Below are 19516 nucleotides of genomic sequence, written 5' to 3'. Positions count from 1 at the left end.
GGTGCCTGTCGAGGTGGTCACTCCTGCGGGACCCTTACTTGAATGCCTGGTTGACGTGGTTGAGGTCTTCGGCGAAGTCGACCTCGATGACGTTGTGCTGCGAGATGTCGACGGCCTCGAACTTGAGGCCGTCCTTCTCGATGGCGAGTTCGATGCCGCCCTCGAAGTAGTCCTGGTCGTCGACCTCGGCGAGGCGCTTGGCGACCAGGGCGCGGTCGTCGGCGGAGACGTAGTTGATGCCCACGGCCTCGCCGAGCGCACCGTCGGTGACCTGCTTGGAGAGCTTGTTGATGTAGCCGTCGGCACCGAGCGTGTACTTGACCTCTTCGTCGGAGACCTTCGCGGTGTTGACGGAGATGAAGGAGCGGTCCATCGCGATGTGCGGGAGGATCACGTCGAGCACCTGGGGGTCGAACACGACGTCGCCGTTGAGCCAGAGGACGCCGCCGGGGCCGAGGATGTTGAAGGCCTTGAGGAGGCTCTTGGAGGTGTTGGTGTCGCCGTAGGCCTGGTTGTAGATGAAGCCGACGTCGGGCACCTCCTCCATGATCATCTCCTTCTTGAAGCCGACGACGAGGTGGATCGAGTGGCGGCTGAACCGGGAGGTGAGCAGCCGCAGGGCGCGGCCGAGGATGGTCTCGCCGGTGTTCAGGGGCGTCAGCGGCTTCGGGTGCGGCTTGCCGAGCCGCGAGCCGACGCCGGCCGCGAGGATCACGATGTTCGTGGACATGTCGGTGCCACCTCGTTCGGTTTGGATACTGGACCGGTGCAGTTTACCTAGGCAAACGGACGTCGACGCATGCGCCAACACCAGGTTTACGGGAGCGTCACACAAGAATCGGCTGATGGCACCGCCCGTCGCCGAGGCCGGACCGCGCGTAGCCGGGCCGGACGGCGTGGAACGCCGCCGTCCGGGACCGGCCGCTCGCGCGGTCCCGCGTCAGTCCTCGTCAACCGGCGGATACAGGACTTTGGCGCTCATATTCCCCTCAACCGTGGAATATAGTTCGATACTACTGGTCTTGAGCGCCACGGTGTCGGCCGCGGCGACCCGCCGCTTGGCGAACCCGCGCGGCGTCTCGATCTCGATGTGGAAGTCGAGGATGTCGCCCTCGGCCTCCCGCGACCGGGCGATCGGCCAGGCGGCTTCGAACTCGAGCGCCCCGTCGGCGCCGGGGCGCTCCGTGACGGGCACCCTGCCGTACACCGGGACGCGGCGGGCCGACCACGACAGGGCCACCGAGGCGTCCTCGACGTTGACGCAGTCGCGCAGCGTCCCCTTCACGTGCAGCACGTCCTCCTTGACGAAGGCCTCCTCGACGAGCGGCTTGAACGAGGGGAGGCGCACGGGCGTCTTCCGCGCCTTCGCCGCGACGAGCGCCTCGATCCAGGCCTTGGTCACCGCTTCATCGCTGAAGTCCGAGGCGCGCTTCTGCGCGTTCCTGCGAAGCTCGGCGAGCGTCGCCTCCGGCAGGGACGACACGCGGGCGACCGCGTCGGCGAGCGCTTTGACGTCGCCGGCGGGCACCACGAACCCGTCCACCCCGTCGGTGATGATGTCGCTCGGCCCGTAGCGGATGTCGTAGGCGACGGGGATGCAGCCGGCGGCCATGGCCTCGATGAGCACGAGCGGCATGCCCTCGAACCGGCTGGAGAGCACGCTGAAGGAGGCCGTCGCGAACTGGGCGGAGGCGTCGGGCTGGAACCCCATCAGCTTCACGTAGTCGCCCGCCTCGGCCTTGTCGATCCGCCCCTGCAGATCGGGGCGCGAATCGCCGTCGCCGAAGATGCGCAGGCGCGCTTCGCTGCCGGCCGCGTGGGCGAGCGTCAGTGCGGTGATGGCGTGGTCGATCCGCTTCTGGTACCCGAAGCGCGCCAGCATGATCCCGTCGTTGGGGTCCCGGTCGTGGCGGATGGGCTGCGTCTTCACCGGGCGCGAGTTCGGGATCGGCGTCATGTTGGCGCCCGCGAGGTCCGCTTCGGCGAGCTCGCCGGCCTGCCGGGGCGTCAGCGGGGCGACCATGTCGAAGGACCTGAGGTTCTTGATGATGGCGATCTTGCCGCCTGAGAGCCTGCCGAAGGCGTCGGGGGCGTCGCGGTCGAGGTGGGAGTTGTGCAGGACCTGGACCGTGGTGACGTTCTCGCGCCGGTACCGGTGCAGGAACTTGGCGACGAAGTGGGAGTCGTTCACCAGGTAGGCGTGCTCTTTGCCGATGACGTGGTCGAGCCAGGCGAAGTAGAAGTCGGCGGCCCGGGTCCAGCGGGCGACCACCTCGCCCTTCCTGGTGAAGAGGGTGATCTCGCGCCCGCCGACGACCCCCTCCTCGTCGGCGTCCTTCCGGTCGGACACCAGGAGGGTCCCGTTGGACCGGAAGGTGTCGACCTGCAGCTCGGCGCCCTCGGGCGACATCCGCTTGGCCTGCTTCTTCCCCTTGTAGGGCAGCAGGATCGCGGGCCGCTCGAGGCTGCCGCCGCGCTTCCCGTACCGCCGCACCAGCGCCGCGTCGGAGGTCGACGCGATCTCCTCCCAGAGGTTGCGCAGCCGCACGCCCTTGCCGATGTACCCCTGCTTCCAGAGCCGGAGCTTGGCCGCCCGCGTGTCGAAGTTCGGCGCCAGCGTCAGGATGTCGATCCGGCGGCGGCCGAGACTGGAGAACACGGCGTTGCGGTGGAGGAGGACGTTCGTGAGCCCTCCGAACTCCTTCCCGACCGACCAGGTCAGGCCGTAAATGGGATCGTCTGGCAACGCGATGGCGGGCTTGCGTTTGAACATGCTGAAGCGCTTTCGCTATCGGGGTTCGCGGAAAGAGTTATCCAATTATCGACGATGATAGGACTCTGCGATGAACGGACGATGACGCTCGGGGGTCGAGGTCGGCCGTTTCCGCACGATCGTAACCCTTCCGCACCACGCCGCCCTGTCCACATCGGCATTCGGCGCGCCGACCGGATCCCGCGGCCGGGCGACGCCCCTCCGATATCCTTTGGCGGCCATCCGGACCCCGCCGACGGGAGCGACCTTGCGGACACCGAACGCCCTGCCCCGACCGCCCGTCATCGCCGCCGTGCTCGCCGGAGGCAGGGGGACCCGCATGGGCTCGCCGCTCCCGAAGCAGTTCATCGAGGTCGGCGGGAAACCGGTGCTGCAGCACACCTTGGAGGCGTTCGAGGCCGCGCCGGCGATCGACACGGTGGTCGTGGTGACCGCGGCCGACCACCGGGAGCGCGTGCTGGCCCTGGCGCGCGAGTGCGCGCCGAAGGTGGCCGACGTGGTCGACGGCGGCGAGACCCGCTCGGACTCGTCTCAGGCGGCGATCGACTGGGCCGGGGCGCGGGTCGGCGCCGACGCGCTGATCCTCCTGCACGACGCGGCGCGGATGCTCGTGCCGGGACGGGTCATCGCCGACGTGGCGCGGGCCCTGGGCGACTGCGAAGCGGTCACCGCCGCGGTGCCGTCAGCGGACTCGATCATCGAGACCGGGGACGGCGAGACCATGACGGCCGCGCTGGACCGGTCGCGGCTGCGGTGCGTGCAGACCCCGCAGGGCTTCCGCCTCGGGACGATCGCCGAGGCGTACCGGCGCGCCGCATCGGATCCGGCGTTCACGCCCACGGACGACTGCTCGGTGGTGCTGCGGTTCCTGCCGGAGGTGCCGGTCCGCATCGTCGAAGGCTCCGAGCGCAACCTGAAGGTGACCACTCCGATCGACCTCGTGGTCGCCGAGGCGCTCCTGGCGGATCAGCGTTTCGGCGGATGAGCCGTCGCCAGGGCTGACCGCTCGAAACGCGCAGCACCGCCGGAACGCGGCAGCCGCCCGGGGCGGTGCCGCGTTCCCGCTCATCCGCCGCCGGGCGCGGCCTTCTTCACTGTCTTTTTAGCGGCCTTCTTGACCGTCTTCTTCGCGGCGGTCTTCTTTGCCGTGGTCTTCTTGGCCGCGGTCTTCTTCACTGCTTTCTTGGCCGCGGCCTTCTTCGCCGTCTTCTTGGCGGGCACGGCACCGGAGGAGACCTTCTCGCGACGCTCGGCGAGGAGCTCCGCGGCGCGGTCGATGGTGAGGTCCTCGATCGAGTCGGTCTTGCGGATCGACGCGTTCGTCTCGCCGTCGGTCACGTATGGGCCGAAGCGGCCGTCCTTGAGCGTGACCTCTTTGCCCGTCACGGGGTCGGGGCCGAGCTCCTTGAGGAGGGTCTGGGCCCGCTGCTGGCGACCGCGGGTCTTCGGCTGCGCGAGCAGCTTCTCCGCCTCGTCCAGCGTGAGCGTGAACAGCTGCTCCTCGTTCTCGAGCGAGCGGAAGTCGCGGTTCTTCTTCACGTAGGGGCCGTGCGGGCCCAGGCCGGTGCGGATCTCCTCGCCCTCGGCGTCCTTGCCGACCAGGCGCGGCAGCGTCAGGAGCTTCACCGCGTCCTCGAGGGTGATCTCCGAGAGCTTCTGTCCGGTGAGCAGCGACGAGGACTTCTCACCGCTGGTCACGTACGGCCCGTACCGGCCGGTCTTGGCGAGCACCGGCTCTCCGGTCTCGGGGTGCGTGCCCAGCTCGCCCTCGTTCTCGGCCAGCTCGAACAGCTCCTGGCCCTTCTCGGGGGTGAGCTCGTCGGGCGCCATGGACTCCGGGATCGACGGGCGCTTGCCCGGTTCCCCGCCCTCTTCCTGGTTCGGCGTGGTGCGCTCCAGGTAGGGCCCGTACCGGCCGACGCGGGCGACGACCTTGCGGCCCTTGTCGTCCGTGTACAGCGGGATCGAATTGACCTCGCGGGCGTCGATCTTCGCGAGCTCTTCCTCGATCATGTGCCGCAGTCCGCCCGAGGCGGCGACGGTGCCCTCTTTGTCCTTGCCGCCGAAGTAGAACTTGCGGAGGAACTCCTCGCGCGACTCCTGCCCGGCGGCGACCTCGTCGAGCTCGTTCTCCATGCCCGCGGTGAAGTCGTAGTCGACCAGGCGCGGGAAGTGCCGCTCCATGAGGCCGATGACGGCGAACGCGCGGAAGGCCGGCACGAGCGCCTGGCCCTTCTTGAACACGTACTCGCGGTCCTGGATGGTCTGCATGATCGACGCGTACGTCGACGGCCGCCCGATCCCCCGCTCCTCCAGTGCCTTCACGAGGCTCGCCTCGGTGTAGCGCGCCGGCGGCTGCGTGGTGTGCCCGGCGGCCTCCAGGCCCCGCTCGCTGAGGTGCTGACGCTCGTGGAGCTCGGGGAGGCGCTTCTCGGCGTCGTCCGCGTCGCCGTCCTCGATGGACTCGACGTAGGCGAGGAGGAAGCCCGGGTTCGTGATGGTCTTGCCGGAGGCCCCGAAGTCGGCCTGCTCGCCGTCGGCCGTGGTGGCGCGGGTGCGCACCGACGTGGAGTTCCCCGTCGCGTCGACCATCTGGGACGCGAGCGTGCGCCGCCAGATGAGCTCGTACAGCCGGTACTCCTCGGCGGAGAGCTGGCCCTTGAGCTGTGCGGGGGTCTTGAAGCGGTCGCCCGAGGGCCTGATGGCCTCGTGCGCCTCCTGCGCGTTCTTCACCTTCCGGGCGTACCGGCGCGGCTCGGACGGCACGTACTGGGCGCCGTAGAGCTCCGCGGCCTGGGCGCGCGCGGCGTTGATCGCGGTGTTCGACAGGTTCGTCGAGTCGGTCCGCATATAGGTGATGTGGCCGTTCTCGTAGAGCCGCTGGGCGACCCGCATGACCTGCGCGCTCGAGAGGCGGAGCTTGCGCCCGGCCTCCTGCTGCAGCGTCGAGGTGATGAACGGCGCGTACGGCTTGCGCCGGTACGGCTTCTTCTCCACTTTGAGCACGGTGAAGTCGCGGCCCTCGAGCCGGCTGGCGAGCCCGCGGGCGCCGGCCTCGTCGAGGTGCACGACGTTGCCCTTGACGCGGCCGGTGGCCGCGTCGAAGTCCTTGCCGGTGGCGACCCGGTCGCCGTCGACCGCGATCAAAGTGGCCTTGAACCGCTCGTCGCCGTCGGTGGCCAGATTGGCCGAGACGTCCCAGTAGTCGGCGGCGCGGAAGGCCATGCGGGCCCGCTCGCGCTCGACGACCAGCCGCGTCGCGACCGACTGGACGCGCCCGGCGGACAGCCGCGGCATGACCTTCTTCCACAGGACCGGGCTGACCTCGTACCCGTACAGCCGGTCGAGGATGCGCCGCCCCTCCTGGGCGTCGACCAGGTCCTGGTTGAGCTCGCGCGGGTTCGCGGCGGCCTCGGCGATGGCCTGCGGCGTGATCTCGTGGAAGACCATCCGCTTGACCGGGACCTTCGGCTTCAGGGTCTCGAGCAGGTGCCAGGCGATGGCCTCCCCCTCGCGGTCCTCATCGGTGGCGAGGAAGAGCTCGTCGACCTCCGCGAGGTACGCCTTCAGCTTCTTCACGTGCGCGGACCGGTCCGGGTTCACGATGTACAGCGGCGCGAAGTCGTTCTCGACGTCCACGCCCAACCGCGACCAGGCCTTGTCCTTGTATTTCGCCGGGATCTCCTTCGCGCTGCGCGGAAGGTCCCGGATGTGCCCGAGCGAGGAGTCGACGATGTAGCCGGGGCCGAGATAGGAGGCGATCGTCTTGGCCTTCGCCGGGGACTCCACGATGACAAGGCGCTTGATGTCCGCCACTGCTCCCACCGTTCACTCGGAAAATGCACTCGATTCGTTACGGTAGCTCACGCTTCCGCATTGCGTCCCCTGAGTATGGGTGTGCCCCGGTCTCAACGACCGGGGCACACGCGGAAGCGTTCCCGAATTAGCACCACTGATTCACGGCTCGAGAGCCGGCGAATGCGCGCAGTGGCTAGCCGACGTTCACCGACTCACGCTGCTCCGGGGTGCGTGCTTCCCCCGCCTCCACCACCGCAGAGCGACGCTTGGAGACGAGGATCGCGGCGACCAGGACGCCCACGGCGATCGCCGTGATGATCCAGCGGACGGGGCCGTCGGCGTGCTCGCCGACACCCTCGACGGTGTAGACCACCACGACCGGCGCGATGATGAGGCTCACCAGGTTCATGACCTTGAGGAGCGGGTTGATGGCCGGACCGGCGGTGTCCTTGAACGGGTCGCCGACGGTGTCGCCGATCACGGCTGCGGCGTGGGCCTCAGAGCCCTTGCCGCCGTGCGCGCCGTCCTCGACGTCCTTCTTCGCGTTGTCCCACGCGCCGCCCGAGTTCGCGAGCATGACGGCCATGAGCACGCCCGTCGCGATCGCGCCCGCGAGGTACGCGGCGAGCGGGCCGACACCGAGGCCGAAGCCGACCGCGATGGGCGCGGTGATGGCCAAGAGGCCCGGGGTGACCAGCTCGCGCTGGGCGTCGCGGGTGCAGATGTCGACGACGCGGCCGTACTCGGGCCGCTGCGTGCCCTCCATGATCCCGGGGAAGCGCGCGAACTGGTCGCGGACCTCGTTGACGACGGACCCTGCGGAGCGGGCGACGGCGTTGATCGCGAGGCCGGAGAAGAGGAACACGACGGAGGCGCCGATGATGAAGCCCACGATGTTCGCCGGGTCGGCGATGTTGAGCGCGCCCAGGAGCGCCTCGCCCATGAGGCCTTCGGCGGCCACCGCGTCGGTGTAGGAGCCGAACAGGGCGGTCGCGGCCAGGACCGCGGTCGCGATCGCGATGCCCTTGGTGATGGCCTTCGTGGTGTTGCCGACCGCGTCGAGGTCGGTGAGGGTGCGCGCGGCGTCCCCTTCGACGTCGCCGGACATCTCGGCGATGCCCTGGGCGTTGTCGCTGATGGGCCCGAAGGTGTCCATGGCGACGATGACGCCGACGGTGGTGAGCAGGCCGCAGCCGGCGAGCGCGACCGCGAAGAGGCTGACGAGGATCTCGCCGCCGCCGAGCAGGTACGCGCCGAGGACCGCCGCCGCGATGCACAGCGCGGTGTAGACGGCCGACTCCAGGCCGAGCGAGAAGCCCGACAGGATGTTGGTGGCCGCGCCGGTGCGCGTCGAGGCCGAGACGGCCCGGGTGGGCTTGTAGCGGGTGTCGGTGTAGTAGCCGGTGAGCGCCATGATGACCGCGGCCAGCGCGATGCCGATGATGACGGCGACGATGGCGTAGACCTGCGGGTTGACCGGGATGCCGGAGCCGTCGATGCCGGTGCCGAGCGAGGCCCAGTCGGACGGGACGTACCACAGGACCGCGCCGACGGTGAGCAGCGCGGAGATGATCGCGGAGAGGTAGAACGCCCGGTTGATGGCGGTGAGGCCGGAGGCGTCGGCGGCCCGCATGCGGGTGATGATGACGCCGATGATGGCGCAGACGATGCCGACCGAGGCGACCAGGAGCGGCAGGATCAGGCCGGTCTCGCCGAAGGCGGCGCGGCCGAGGATGAGGCTCGCGACGAGGACGACGGCGTAGGACTCGAAGAGGTCGGCGGCCATGCCGGCGCAGTCGCCGACGTTGTCGCCCACGTTGTCGGCGATGGTCGCCGGGTTGCGGGGGTCGTCTTCGGGGATGCCCTGCTCGACCTTGCCGACGAGGTCGGCGCCGACGTCGGCGGCCTTGGTGAAGATGCCGCCGCCGACGCGCATGAACATGGCCAGGAGCGCGGCGCCGAAGCCGAAGCCCTCCAGGACCACGGGCGCGTCGCCGTTGTAGACGAACACGACGACCGAGGCGCCGAGGAGGCCGAGGCCGACGGTGAGGAACCCGACCACGCCGCCGGTGCGGAAGGCCAGGTGCATCGCGGTGGTGGGCTGCCCGTCGCGGGCGGCGGCGGCCACGCGCACGTTCGCGCGGGTGGCCATGTTCATGCCGGCCCAGCCGATGAACGAGCTGAACAGCGCGCCGACGATGAAGAACACGCTGCGTCCGACGCGGACGTCCGTGCCTCCTTCGGCGGGGAGCAGGAACAGCAGGACCACGGCGATGACGACGAAGATCCCGAGGGCGCGGAACTGGCGGCGCAGGTAGGCCGAGGCGCCTTCCTGGACGGCCCCGGAGATCTCGCGCATCTTGTCAGTGCCGGTGCCGGCCGCCAGGATGTTCTTGACGAGCGCGGCGGCGCCGCCGAGGGCGACCAGCGCGAGCGCGGCGGCGACCACGACGAGGCTCAGGTTCGAGCCCGTGAGCTGACCTACGCCCTCGTCGCCGTTGGCGAGCAACGTATGCATGTAGTTCCTCCATATGCTGTGCAGATCCCTGGCTCGCAAGCTTCGCCGTGGGGCCCGCGGGGCACCGCGGGGCCGGGATCGCGATCACGTCGGGGGCCGCGTGACGGGTAGGACGGCGCGGCCGTGGCCGGGCCTGCGGCCCGGCCGTACTTAACGTGCGGAGTGTAACGATGTGAGGGCTTTGCGAGTGGGGATGGTCACGCTCGCCGGCCGGGGTGGCCAAGGCCTCAGTGATCGGTCGCGGAACCGGAGCCGGGGAGGGGCCAGGACATGCTGACGGTGGTCCCGCCGTTGGCGTCGGGACCGGTCACGACCAGGTCTTCGACCAGTCCGCCCAGGACGATGAGGGTGATCTCCTCGGAGAGGGTGTCTTCTTCGATGGTGTCGCTGTCGCTCGCGCGCGGCTCGCCGCCGCCGATGCTCGCGCCGATCCGGCTGCTCGGGCGCGCGCGCAGATCCTGCGCATTGTCGGTGATTTTCGCAACAAAACGATCACCGATCGAAAATTCTACGCGCACGAGGTCGTCGATGCCGCGGTCGCGGTGGCGCAGTACGGCGCGCGTGCATGCTTCGCCGACCGCTTGGCGCACCTCGTCGAGGAGGCCGGTGGCGACGCCCGCGTGCGCGGCCACGTCGGCGGCCACGAGCCGGGCGGCGCGGACGTAGGCGGCGGCGGGGGTGAACGCGAACCGGACGGTCACCGCCTCGGCCCGTCCCCCAGTGCGGTCGTGCTTGGAGCCGTTCACTCGCCGGGCACCGCTTCCCGGACATCGAGCACCTTGTCGAGGCCGGTGAGGTCCAGGAGCTTCCGGATGCGCGGGTTGGCGCAGACCACGACGAGGCTGCCGCCGGAGTCGGAGAGGCGGCGGCGGGCGCCGATGAGCACGCCCAGGCCGGTCGAGTCGCAGAACTCGGTGGGCGTCAGGTCGATCGCGACGCGCATGCGGCCCTCGGAGGAGAGTTGGCGGACGGCCTCGCGCAGCTGCGGCGCGGTGTACATGTCGATCTCGCCGGTCACGCTGATGACCGCGTACTCGCCGACCTGGGAGAGGCTGAGCCCCAGTTCGGGCTCGGCCGCGCCGTCGCCTGATGTTCCCCTCACGCCGTCTCTCCCCTCGTTCGTGCTGCCGACCGATCAATGCCTGTACCGCTCCCAGACCGCCGGACGACGGCCCGCCGGGCCTCGCCGGGCCGCTCGCGGGCCGTCGACCTGTGCCTTGCCGGGCGGACGGGCCCGCACTCGAGCAGCCGCGCCCGGTGAGCACTGTGTCTTGGCCCATAAGCGTACTGCGTTCCCAGTGGAGTGGAGCCGGGAGCGTATGACCGAATTGCGGGCGCGCCGTTCGCGTGGTCGATCGGTGCCGCTGGGTGGTGTCGGTGGGCTGCGGCATCATTGGACGGTGTCCGTCGACCAGCTCATCGCCGCCCTCGATCCGGAGTTCGCGCGCGCGTCCGGCCCGCAGGCCCCGCCGGGCGGCGGCCTGCGCCACCTGCGCCGGCTCCCGCCGCGCGCGTCGGTGCGCACCGAGTGGCCCGAGTGGGTGCCCGACCCGGTCCGGGACGCCTTGGCGGACACGGGGATCACCCGCCCCTGGCCGCACCAGGCCGAGGCCGCCACGCACGCGTTCGAGGGCCGTGACGTCGTCATCTCGACCGGCACCGCCTCGGGCAAGAGCCTCGCGTACCTGCTCCCGCTGCTCACTGAGGCCGCTGCGCACATTGACGGCCCGCAAGCTTCGCCGAAGGCGGCCGGCGAGGGCCGCACGCTGTACCTCGCCCCCACGAAGGCCCTGGCCGCCGACCAGGCGCGGGCCGTGGGCGAGTTCGCGGTCCCGGGCCTGATCCCGGCGATCGTCGACGGCGACACGCCGTTCGAGCACCGCCAGTGGGCGCAGCGGTTCGCGAACCTGATCCTCTCGAACCCGGACCTGCTCCACCACTCGCTGCTCCCCCGCCACCGCATGTGGCGCTCGCTGCTCAAGAACCTCAAGTACGTCGTGGTCGACGAATGCCACGTCTACCGGGGCGTCTTCGGCGCGCACGTGGCCCTCACCCTGCGCCGGCTCCTGCGCCTCGCCGAGCATTACGGGGCGAGCCCGACGGTGATCGCGGCCAGCGCGACCGCGGCGGACCCGGCCGCGTCCCTGTCGGTCCTCACCGGGCGCCCGGCGGTGGCGGTGACGCAGGACTTCTCGCCGCACCCGGGGGCGACGGTGGCGCTGTGGGAGCCGGTGACGTACGAGTTCGACGGCGAGCCGCAGCAGGCGTCGACGCTGAGCGAGACGGCGCGGATGCTGGCGCTGCTCACCCGCAGGGGTGTGCGCACGCTGGCGTTCGTCCCGTCGCGCCGGGGCGCGGAGATCGTTGCGGCGGAGGCGAAGTCGCGGCTGGGGGCGGATCCGGCGGCGGAGCGCATCGCGGCGTACCGCGCGGGCTACCTGCGGGAGCACCGCCGGGAGCTCGAGTCGGACCTGCGGGACGGGAAGCTGCTGGGCGTGGCGACGACGAACGCGCTGGAGCTGGGCATCGACGTCACCGGCCTGGACGCGGTGCTGCTGTGCGGGTATCCGGGCCGGCTGGCAAGCTTCTGGCAGCAGATCGGCAGGGCGGGCCGGGGCGACACGGAGGCGCTCGCGGTGATGCTCGCGAAGGACGATCCGCTGGACACGTTCCTGGTGCACCACCCGGAGGCGATCTTCGACCGGCCGGTGGAGGCGAGCGTCTGCGACCCGTCGAACCCGTACGTCCTGGCGGGGCACCTGTGCCTGGCGGCGGAGGAGCTGCCGCTGAAGGACGCCGATCTGGACGCGATCCCGGGCAGCCGCGCGGTGGCCGAGCAGCTGTGCGAGCAGAAGCTGCTGCGCCGGCGGCCCGGCGGCCGGTACTACTGGATCGGTTCGGAGCGGCCCGAGGTGACGCTGCGCGGTTCGGGCCCGATGGGCGTGGACATCGCGGAGACGAAGACGGGCCGGCTGATCGGCACGATCGACGCGGCGGCCTCGCACCGCCTGGTGCACAACGGGGCGCTGTACCTGCACCAGGGCGAGTCGTTCATTGTGGACAATCTGGATCTGGAGGACGGCCTGGCGCTGGTCCATGCCGCGAAGCCGCCGTGGACGACGACCGCGCAGGAGATCACGCACCTGGAGGTCCTCGCCGAGCGCGAGCGGCTGGAGATGGGCGACGTCACCATCTGCCTCGGGGAGGTGGAGGTGACGTCGAACGTGATCTCGTACCAGCGCCGCAGGCTCCCTTCGGGCGAGGTGATCGACACGCAGCCGCTCGACCTGCCGCCGCAGACGCTGCGCACCGTGGCGGTGTGGTGGACGGTGGAACCTGAAGCGCTGGAAGGGGTGCCGGACCTCGCGGGTTCGCTGCACGCCGCCGAGCACGCCTCGATCGGGCTGCTCCCGCTGATCGCGACGTGCGACCGGTGGGACATCGGCGGGCTGTCGACGCCCGCGCACATGGACACGGAGCTGCCGACGGTGTTCGTCTACGACGGCCACCCGGGCGGCGCGGGCTTCGCCGAGCAGGCCTTCCGCAAGTGGCAGGACTGGCTGGGCGCCACGAAGGAGGCGATCGCGAGCTGCGAGTGCCGCTACGGCTGCCCGAGCTGCATCCAGAGCCCCAAGTGCGGCAACGGCAACGAGCCGCTGCACAAGAAGGGCTCGATCGCGGTCCTGGAGCTCCTGCTCAAGGCGGGGGAAGGCCCGGTCACTGCGACGGTCCACGCCCAGAAGCCCGCCACGAGCCCGGAGGACGACCTCTGGCCCGGCGACTTCTGACCGCCCGAGCGGTGCCGAGCGGCAAGGCACCCACCGGGTGTCCGCCTCCGGTCCGGTTCAGCCGGAGACGCGGGTGAGGCTGGCGCTCAGGTGGGGGCTCAGGGGCTTGCCTTCGGCGGCCAGCTCCTGCGCGTACATGAGGGCGCCTTCGACGATGCCGTAGAGGCGCTTGCCCGCGGTGACCTCTTTGGCCTGGGGGCTGCGCACGACCGCGTCGGTGGCGATCTCGATCTTGGTGCCGTCCACGTGCCCGTAGTACAGGTCGAGGATGCCGGTGGGGTGCGAGAGGAGCACTTCGATCTCGGGGCGCTTGGGGTCCTCGCCCTTCACCACGCGCCACCAGCCGGTCTCCTGCGCCGCGGGGCGCACGGGCTTGCCGTCGGCGTCGATGATCCAGGAGCGGGACTGGTAGCGCAGGAACGGCCGCCCGTCGTGGAGGAAGCTGATCTCCTGGGCGTACAGGAAGTCCTCGGTGCCGGGGTAGCCGCCCTGCCCGCGGCCGCGCCAGCGGCCGACGAGGGGCAGCAGCGGCAGCAGGTCGTCGTGCAGGTTGGGCCCGCGGCGCAGGTCGTCGGTCTCCTCGAAGGGGTAGGGCTCGACCTTCTGAAAGGTCGAGGCGAACTCTTCGGGTACTTCGCGCTCGCTCATTTGTTCCTCGCGGTTCGAATGGTCCAGTAGCCGAGTGCGCCCGCCATGGCGCCTGCGGCGATGACGAGCACGGCGGTCATTGCCGTCTCCACGGCCACCACTTTACGTCCGGTCCTCGTCGTTTTCCCGATGCGATGGCAAGATGTTGAGCATGACTACACCTGGACCCTTCGACAGCTGGCTCTCGGACATGGACGGCGTGCTCGTCCACGAGGGCGTGCCGGTTCCCGGCGCCAACAAGCTCATCGAGAAGCTGCAGGAGGCGGGGAAGCGGTTCCTCGTCCTGACGAACAACTCGATCTACACCCCGCGCGACCTGCATGTGCGGCTGAAGAACTCCGGGCTGCAGGTGCCGGTCGAGTCGATCTACACCTCGGCGATGGCGACCGCGGACTTCCTGCAGTCGCAGCGGCCCAAGGGCTCGGCCTACGTCATCGGCGAGGCGGGCCTGACCACGGCCCTGCACGAGATCGGGTACGTCCTCACCGATTACCGCCCGGACTACGTGGTACTCGGTGAGACCCGGCGGTACGACTTCGGGGCGCTCACCACGGCGGTGCGGCTGGTCAAATCCGGGTCGCGGTTGATCTGCACCAACCCGGACACGACCGGCCCGAGCCCGGAAGGGCTCATGCTCGGGGTGGGCGCGGTTGCGGCGATGATCACTGCGGCGACCGGTTCGGAGGCGTACTTCCCGGGGAAGCCGAACCCCCTGATGATGCGGAACGCGTTGCGCCGCATCGGGGCCCACTCGGAGACGACGGTGATGATCGGCGACCGCATGGACACCGACGTGCTGTCGGGCCTGGAGGCCGGGCTCGAGACGGTCCTCGTTCTGTCAGGGGTCACTGACACTATGGAAGAAGTCGAGCGATACCCCTTCCGGCCGAACCACGTCAAGGACTCGGTCGCGGACCTCATCGACTGGATCGAATAGCCGCGGCGACCGCTCGCGGCGCCGCACCTGCGCAAGGAGCCGCCCATGCCTCCCGGCCAACGCCCCGCCAAGTCCGTCTCGCGTGCGCGCCAGGGAGGTGAAGCAGAGTTCGTCCCCGCACCGCGGCCCGCTCGCGGGCCGCAGGAGGCCTCCCGTCCGGCACGGGACGTGCCGCCGAAGCAGTTGGCGCCGCAGCGGGAACCGCACCGGCCCGAGCCCGAGGCCGAGCCGAGGGGCGAGGCCAAGCTGAGCGCGATGGAGTCGCGGCTCCTGGCGTTCGAGGCCCGCTGGTGGCGCGCGTCGGGCGCGAAGACGCAGGCCATCAGCGACGAGCTGGAGCTCACTCCCGAGCGGTACTACCAGCATCTGGCGCGGCTCATCGACCACCCGGAGGCGGCCGCCGAGCAGCCCGCGGTCGTGCGGCGGCTCAGGGCCGCCAGGGACCAGCGCCGCGCGGAGCGCTGACCGGGTCGCGGGCCGATGTCACTGCGCGAGCGGCTACCGCCGAGCACTGACCACCGCGGTCCGGCACCGCCCGACAGCACCGTGAACCGATGCCGCGGCACGCCCGCCCGGCCGCAGTTCGCGATCCGCCTGGGGCCCAAGCGGCCCCGGCACTCATGCGGCGCGCGCCCGCCGTTCCGTGACGGCGTACCAGCCCGCGCCCGCCGCGAACACGGCCAGGCCGCCGAGCACCGCCGAGAGCGGCAGGCTCGCGGCCACGAGCAGGCACCCGGCGAGCCCCAGCCACGGCAGCGGGGCGCGCCGGTCGAGGGTGACCGCGGCCGCGTTCGCGACCCCGTAGTAGATCAGCACGCAGAAGCTCGAGAATCCGATCGCGCCCGCCAAGTCCAGTGTGGACACCAGGATGAGGACGAGGCCGCTCGCGGCCAGCTCGGCCGCCCAAGGCACCCCGAACCGCTCCGACACCGCCGCCAGTCCGCCCGGGAGCCGCCGGTCGCGCGCCATCGCGAGCGCCGTGCGCCCGATGCCGGCGAGGAGGCTGAGGAGCACCCCGGCGACGGCGATCCCCGCGCCGATCGCCACGACCGGTTTGAGCGCGGGCGCGCTCGCGCCCGCGAGGTCGGCGAGTGGCGCGGTCGAGGCCGCGAGGGTGCCCGCGCCGAGGACGTTGAGCACGGTGAGCGCGACGAGCAGGTACACGGCGAAGGTGATGCCGAGGGCGATCGGGACGGCGCGCGGGATGGTCCGTTCCGGCTGCTTGACCTCTTCGCCGAGGGTGGCGATGCGGGCGTAGCCGGCGAAGGCGAAGAAGAGGAATCCGGCGGCGGTGAACACGCCCCACGGATGCGTGCCGTCGAGCGGTTGGGCGGCGACAGGCCCGGTGGTGCCGGCGATGACGACGGCGGCGAGCACGGCGAGGGTGGTTGCGGCGAACACGGCGGAGGCGAGGGCGGTGCGCTTGACACCGAGGAGGTTGATGGCGCAGAACGCGACCACGGCCGCGGCGGCGAGGGCCCGGGGGTGCTCGGGCAGGAGGTACGCGCCGAGGGTGAGGGCCATGGCCGCGGCGGACGCGGTCTTGCCGACGAGGAAGGCCCAGCCGGCGGTGAACCCGGCGGCGGGGTGCAGGCGGCGGGTGCCGTAGACGTACGCGCCGCCGGCCTGCGGGTGGAGGGCCGCGAGACGGGCGCTCGAGCGGGCGTTGCAGTAGGCGATGAACCCGGCGATGGCGAGGGCGGCGAGGAGGCCGGGGCCGGATCCGGCGGCGAGGGCGGCGGGGGCCCAGACGGCGAAGACGCCGGCGCCGAGCATGGAGGCGAGTCCGATGGCGATCGCGGAGGGGAGACCGAGGCGGCGCTCGAGGTTCGGCCGCTCTCGCGGCGGTGCGGGCATGCGTCGAAGATACCGTGCGGGCGTTCGGGAACCGCCTAGCGATAGCGCCGGTCGGGCTCGAGCCAGAGCGGCAGCGCGACGGTGTCCCACGGGATGCGCTGGACGGTGCGGAGGATGGCGAAGCCGATGAGGAGTCCCCCGGGGGTGTCGGTGAACCAGTGCCAGCCGAGGTAGGTCGTGGAGCAGATGACGATGATCGGCGGGAGGACCAGGAACAGCCGCCGCGCGAGCGGGGGCCAGCCCGCGCCGACGAGGAGCACGATGAACCCGTACCAGATGATCGTGTTGAGGACGTGCCCCGACGGGTAGGCCCCGGAGGGCTCGAGCCCGGAGAACAGGACCGACTGCGCCGCATCGGCATAGGGCGGCCGGGAGGCCTCGGGCCAGTGCGGGTAGACGCGCGGCAGGGCGTACTTGAGGACGAGAACCGCGCCCGCCATGCCGTACGCGGCGAGGAACGCGATGAGCGGGCGCACGTTGCGTCCGCGCCAGGCGATGATCGCGGCCAGGCCGAGGGCGATGCCGCCGAGGAGGCCGCCCTGGCCGAGCCGGTTGGTCTGGACCGCGATGAAGTTCGCCCACTCGGGACGGTTGGCGTCGGCGAGGTCGCGGATCCAGATGTCGAGGTCGACCAAGGGGCTGGGCCAGAAGAGGGGAATCGTGAGGGCCACGAACGCGACGGCCATGGCGATCTCCGGCAGCCATGAGCGCGGTCGTCTCGGGACGAAGGGCCGCCAGGCCTGAGTGTCGGCTTTGGTGCGGCGCTGGTCTGCGGCGGTCACGGGCGTAAGCCTAGCGACCGGGGTGCGGTCGGCGAATCCGATACGGGGTTGCACGTGGAAACGGTGAGGGGCGCCCGCGGGCGGGCGCCCCTCACCGGTGTCCTGGATGCGGGTTACAGCCCGGCGACGTCGGCCTGCTTGGTGCGGACGGCCTCGGCGGCTTCCTTCAGGTTGGCGAGCTCATCGTCGGTGAGGGGGGTCTCGACGACCTTCTTGACGCCTTCGGCGCCGATCTGGGCGTTGACGCCGAGGTAGACGCCGGAGATGCCGTACTCGCCGTCGACCCAGGCGCACACGGGCATCACGGCGCCGGAGTCCTCGGCGACGGCCTTGGCCATGCGGGCCGCGGCGGCGGACGGCGCGTAGTACGCCGAGCCGGTCTTCAGGAGGGCCACGATCTCGGCGCCGCCGTTGCGGGTCTTGGTGACGAGCTCCTCGACCTTCTCGGCGGGGAGCAGGTCGGCGAGCGGCTTGCCGTCCACAGAGGACTGGCTCGGCACGGGCACCATGGTGTCGCCGTGCGAGCCGAGCGTCAGGGTGGTGACGGACTTGACCGGGACCTGGAGCTCTTCGGCCACGAAGTTGGTGAAGCGGGCGGTGTCGAGCATGCCCGCCTGGCCGAGCACCCGGTGCTTCGGGAAGCCCGAAGCGAGCTGGGCGAGCGCGGTCATCTCGTCCAAGGGGTTGGAGACGACGATGATCACGGCGTTCGGGGAGTGCTTGACGAGGTTCTCGGTGACGCCGCGGACGATCTTGGCGTTGACCTCGAGGAGGTCCATGCGGCTCATGCCGGGCTTGCGCGGGAGGCCGGCGGTGATGACGATGACGTCGGAGCCGGCGGTCTTCTCGTACCCGTTGCCGTCGTTGTCGGTGGTGGCGCCGACGACCTTGGTCTCGAAGCCCTCGATGGTGCGGGACTGGTTCATGTCGAGGGCGAGGCCCTCGGGCTTGCCCTCGACGATGTCGGTGAGGACGACTTCATCGAAGACGTCGTACTCGGCCAGGCGCTGGGCGGTGGTGGAGCCGTAGAATCCGGCGCCGACGACCGTGACTTTCTTACCCATCGAATGCTCCTCTGCATTAAGGCTGCCTGTCTGGTGCGCAGGCCCTCGGGTTGGTGCGGCGGCGCTTGCGTCGCCGTGGTGTGCCAGGTGAATGGCGGGCTACGCGAGCGTAACCAGGTCTGTTCGTCCACGCTATGACGCTCGTCTCGGAAGGCGCATCCGGCCCCTGACCGGGTGGCGGAGGCCTCCAAATGCGCTCGGTGCGAGTGTGCGCGGCGGGTCCGCGGCACGGGCCCGGGGCCGGTTTGGCTCCGGCGGCGGGTTTCGGGGTGGCCGAAGCGGGGGATGATGTGAGCACGGGTGGCGTCGGCGAAGTGTCGGGGATCCGTCCCGCTTCGGCGTCCCGAAACGTGGGCACTCGTTGACTTCTCCTATTGATGTAGTGGACTATTCAGGGGCCATCCGTACCCGAGGGAGCCGCGCGTGCTGTTCGCGACCACCATCCTCTCGTCCGTCGCCGCAGGCTTCGTCGCCCAGCTCGTCGACGGCAGCCTCGGCATGGGCTTCGGCACGATCACGATGACGTTCCTGCTCGGCCTGGGCATCGCCCCGGTGGTGGCGTCGGCATCGGTGAACGTCGCGACGATCGCCACGGGCGCCGCGAGCGCGGTCGCGCACCACCGGCTCGAGAACGTCCACTGGCCCACGACGTTGAAGCTCGGCATCCCCGGGGCCGTCGGCGGTTTCGCCGGGGCCTGGGCGCTGGCGTCGCTGACGCGGCTCGACGCCGCCACACCGGTGACGAGCGCGATCCTCATCGCCCTGGGCGTGGTGATCGTGTGGCGCTTCATGCAGGGCCAGGGCGCGGGCCACGGCCCGATCCGGTCCGGGTTCGCGATCCCGACGGGCCTGGTCGGCGGTTTCCTCGCCGCGGTCGGCGGGGGCGGCTGGGGGCCGGTGACGATGCCGATCACGTTGACGACGTCGCGGCTCGAGCCGCACCGGGTGGTCGGGTCCGTGTCGACGGCGCAGGTGTTCGCTTCGACGGCGGCGGTGCTCGGCTTCTGGATGGCGGTGCCCGACACGCTGACGGTGCTGTGGCCGGTCGTGGTCGGCATGGCGGTGGGCGGCATGGCCGCGGCGCCGCTGGCGGCATGGCTGACGCGCAAGATCCCCACGGCGAAACTGGGCTCGACGATCGGCATGCTCGTGGTGGCGCTGAACCTGCGCACGCTCCTGGCGACCTTCTCGGTCCCCTGGCCTGTCGTGACGGGCCTCTACCTGGCGCTCGCGGCGGTCTGGGCGCTGGTGCTGGTCGCCCCGAAGCGCCGCGCGACCCGGGAGGCGGCGGCGCAGCCGGCGCCACTGGAGGCCGAGGCGTAGCACTCGGCCCGATGACATGCGAAGGCCC

At 70.9% G+C, this 19516-nt stretch carries 15 protein-coding genes; 5 read left to right on the top strand and 10 right to left on the bottom strand.

Annotated features, from left to right (window positions below):
* Positions 1–34 precede the first annotated feature (34 nt).
* Positions 35–730 carry a phosphocholine cytidylyltransferase family protein gene (locus AB0I03_RS22210; RefSeq protein WP_360415800.1) on the bottom strand — a complete coding sequence of 232 codons (696 nt, stop codon included), beginning with the start codon at positions 728–730 and terminating at the stop codon, positions 35–37.
* Positions 731–940: 210 nt separating this feature from the next.
* The gene (locus AB0I03_RS22205; RefSeq protein ID WP_360415798.1) at positions 941–2773 is read right to left on the bottom strand and encodes a glycosyltransferase; all 1833 of its coding nucleotides are present in this window, start codon (positions 2771–2773) and stop codon (positions 941–943) included.
* A 247-nt stretch (positions 2774–3020) separates the two neighbouring features.
* Here AB0I03_RS22205 and ispD point away from each other — a divergent pair, with 247 nt between their 5' ends.
* A complete protein-coding gene (gene ispD / locus AB0I03_RS22200; protein ID WP_360415796.1) occupies positions 3021–3758 on the top strand; it encodes a 2-C-methyl-D-erythritol 4-phosphate cytidylyltransferase in 738 nt (245 codons plus the stop codon).
* 80 nt (positions 3759–3838) lie between these two features.
* On the opposite strand, the gene topA is transcribed toward ispD, so the two are convergent.
* From topA to AB0I03_RS22180, 4 genes are all read right to left on the bottom strand, one after another.
* Positions 3839–6589, bottom strand: coding sequence for a type I DNA topoisomerase (gene topA / locus AB0I03_RS22195; protein ID WP_360415794.1), 2751 nt, complete (start codon positions 6587–6589; stop codon positions 3839–3841).
* 175 nt (positions 6590–6764) lie between these two features.
* The gene (locus AB0I03_RS22190) at positions 6765–9089 is read right to left on the bottom strand and encodes a sodium-translocating pyrophosphatase (RefSeq protein ID WP_360415792.1); all 2325 of its coding nucleotides are present in this window, start codon (positions 9087–9089) and stop codon (positions 6765–6767) included.
* 227 nt (positions 9090–9316) lie between these two features.
* A complete protein-coding gene (locus tag AB0I03_RS22185; RefSeq protein ID WP_360415790.1) occupies positions 9317–9835 on the bottom strand; it encodes an ATP-binding protein in 519 nt (172 codons plus the stop codon).
* Positions 9832–10191, bottom strand: a complete 360-nt coding sequence (locus AB0I03_RS22180) for an STAS domain-containing protein (protein WP_360415788.1) — start codon at positions 10189–10191, stop codon at positions 9832–9834. The genes AB0I03_RS22185 and AB0I03_RS22180 overlap by 4 nt, the downstream gene beginning before the upstream one ends.
* Before the next feature lie 298 nt (positions 10192–10489).
* On the opposite strand from AB0I03_RS22180, the gene AB0I03_RS22175 reads away from it, so the two are divergent.
* The gene (locus AB0I03_RS22175; protein WP_360415786.1) at positions 10490–12877 is read left to right on the top strand and encodes a DEAD/DEAH box helicase; all 2388 of its coding nucleotides are present in this window, start codon (positions 10490–10492) and stop codon (positions 12875–12877) included.
* 57 nt (positions 12878–12934) lie between these two features.
* On the opposite strand, the gene AB0I03_RS22170 is transcribed toward AB0I03_RS22175, so the two are convergent.
* Positions 12935–13525: an FABP family protein gene (locus AB0I03_RS22170; RefSeq protein ID WP_360415784.1), complete on the bottom strand. Its 591-nt coding sequence runs from the start codon at positions 13523–13525 to the stop codon at positions 12935–12937.
* Between the two features lie 151 nt (positions 13526–13676).
* Here AB0I03_RS22170 and AB0I03_RS22165 point away from each other — a divergent pair, with 151 nt between their 5' ends.
* Entirely contained in the window at positions 13677–14462 is a 786-nt protein-coding gene (locus tag AB0I03_RS22165) for an HAD-IIA family hydrolase (RefSeq protein WP_360415782.1), read from the top strand.
* A gap of 45 nt (positions 14463–14507) precedes the next feature.
* Positions 14508–14927, top strand: coding sequence for a DUF3263 domain-containing protein (locus AB0I03_RS22160; protein ID WP_360415780.1), 420 nt, complete (start codon positions 14508–14510; stop codon positions 14925–14927).
* A 153-nt stretch (positions 14928–15080) separates the two neighbouring features.
* On the opposite strand, the gene AB0I03_RS22155 is transcribed toward AB0I03_RS22160, so the two are convergent.
* The 3 genes from AB0I03_RS22155 to mdh all read right to left on the bottom strand — a co-directional run bounded on the left by AB0I03_RS22155 (position 15081) and on the right by mdh (position 18165).
* Positions 15081–16319 (bottom strand): APC family permease, encoded by a 1239-nt coding sequence (locus AB0I03_RS22155; RefSeq protein ID WP_360415778.1) that lies wholly within the window; start codon positions 16317–16319, stop codon positions 15081–15083.
* A 35-nt stretch (positions 16320–16354) separates the two neighbouring features.
* On the bottom strand, positions 16355–17101 hold the full coding sequence (locus AB0I03_RS22150) for a phosphatase PAP2 family protein (RefSeq protein ID WP_360415776.1): 747 nt from the start codon (positions 17099–17101) through the stop codon (positions 16355–16357).
* 113 nt (positions 17102–17214) lie between these two features.
* The gene (gene mdh / locus AB0I03_RS22145) at positions 17215–18165 is read right to left on the bottom strand and encodes a malate dehydrogenase (RefSeq protein ID WP_360415774.1); all 951 of its coding nucleotides are present in this window, start codon (positions 18163–18165) and stop codon (positions 17215–17217) included.
* Between the two features lie 423 nt (positions 18166–18588).
* On the opposite strand from mdh, the gene AB0I03_RS22140 reads away from it, so the two are divergent.
* A complete protein-coding gene (locus tag AB0I03_RS22140) occupies positions 18589–19488 on the top strand; it encodes a sulfite exporter TauE/SafE family protein (RefSeq protein ID WP_360415772.1) in 900 nt (299 codons plus the stop codon).
* The last annotated feature ends 28 nt before the right edge of the window (positions 19489–19516 follow it).

It is taken from the genome of Glycomyces sp. NPDC021274, from assembly GCF_040641195.1.
In the GTDB taxonomy this organism is placed as follows: Bacteria; Actinomycetota; Actinomycetes; order Mycobacteriales; family Micromonosporaceae; genus Glycomyces.
The sequence above is the reverse complement of the archived record's forward strand: the minus strand, read 5'-3'. Positions and strand labels throughout refer to the sequence as shown.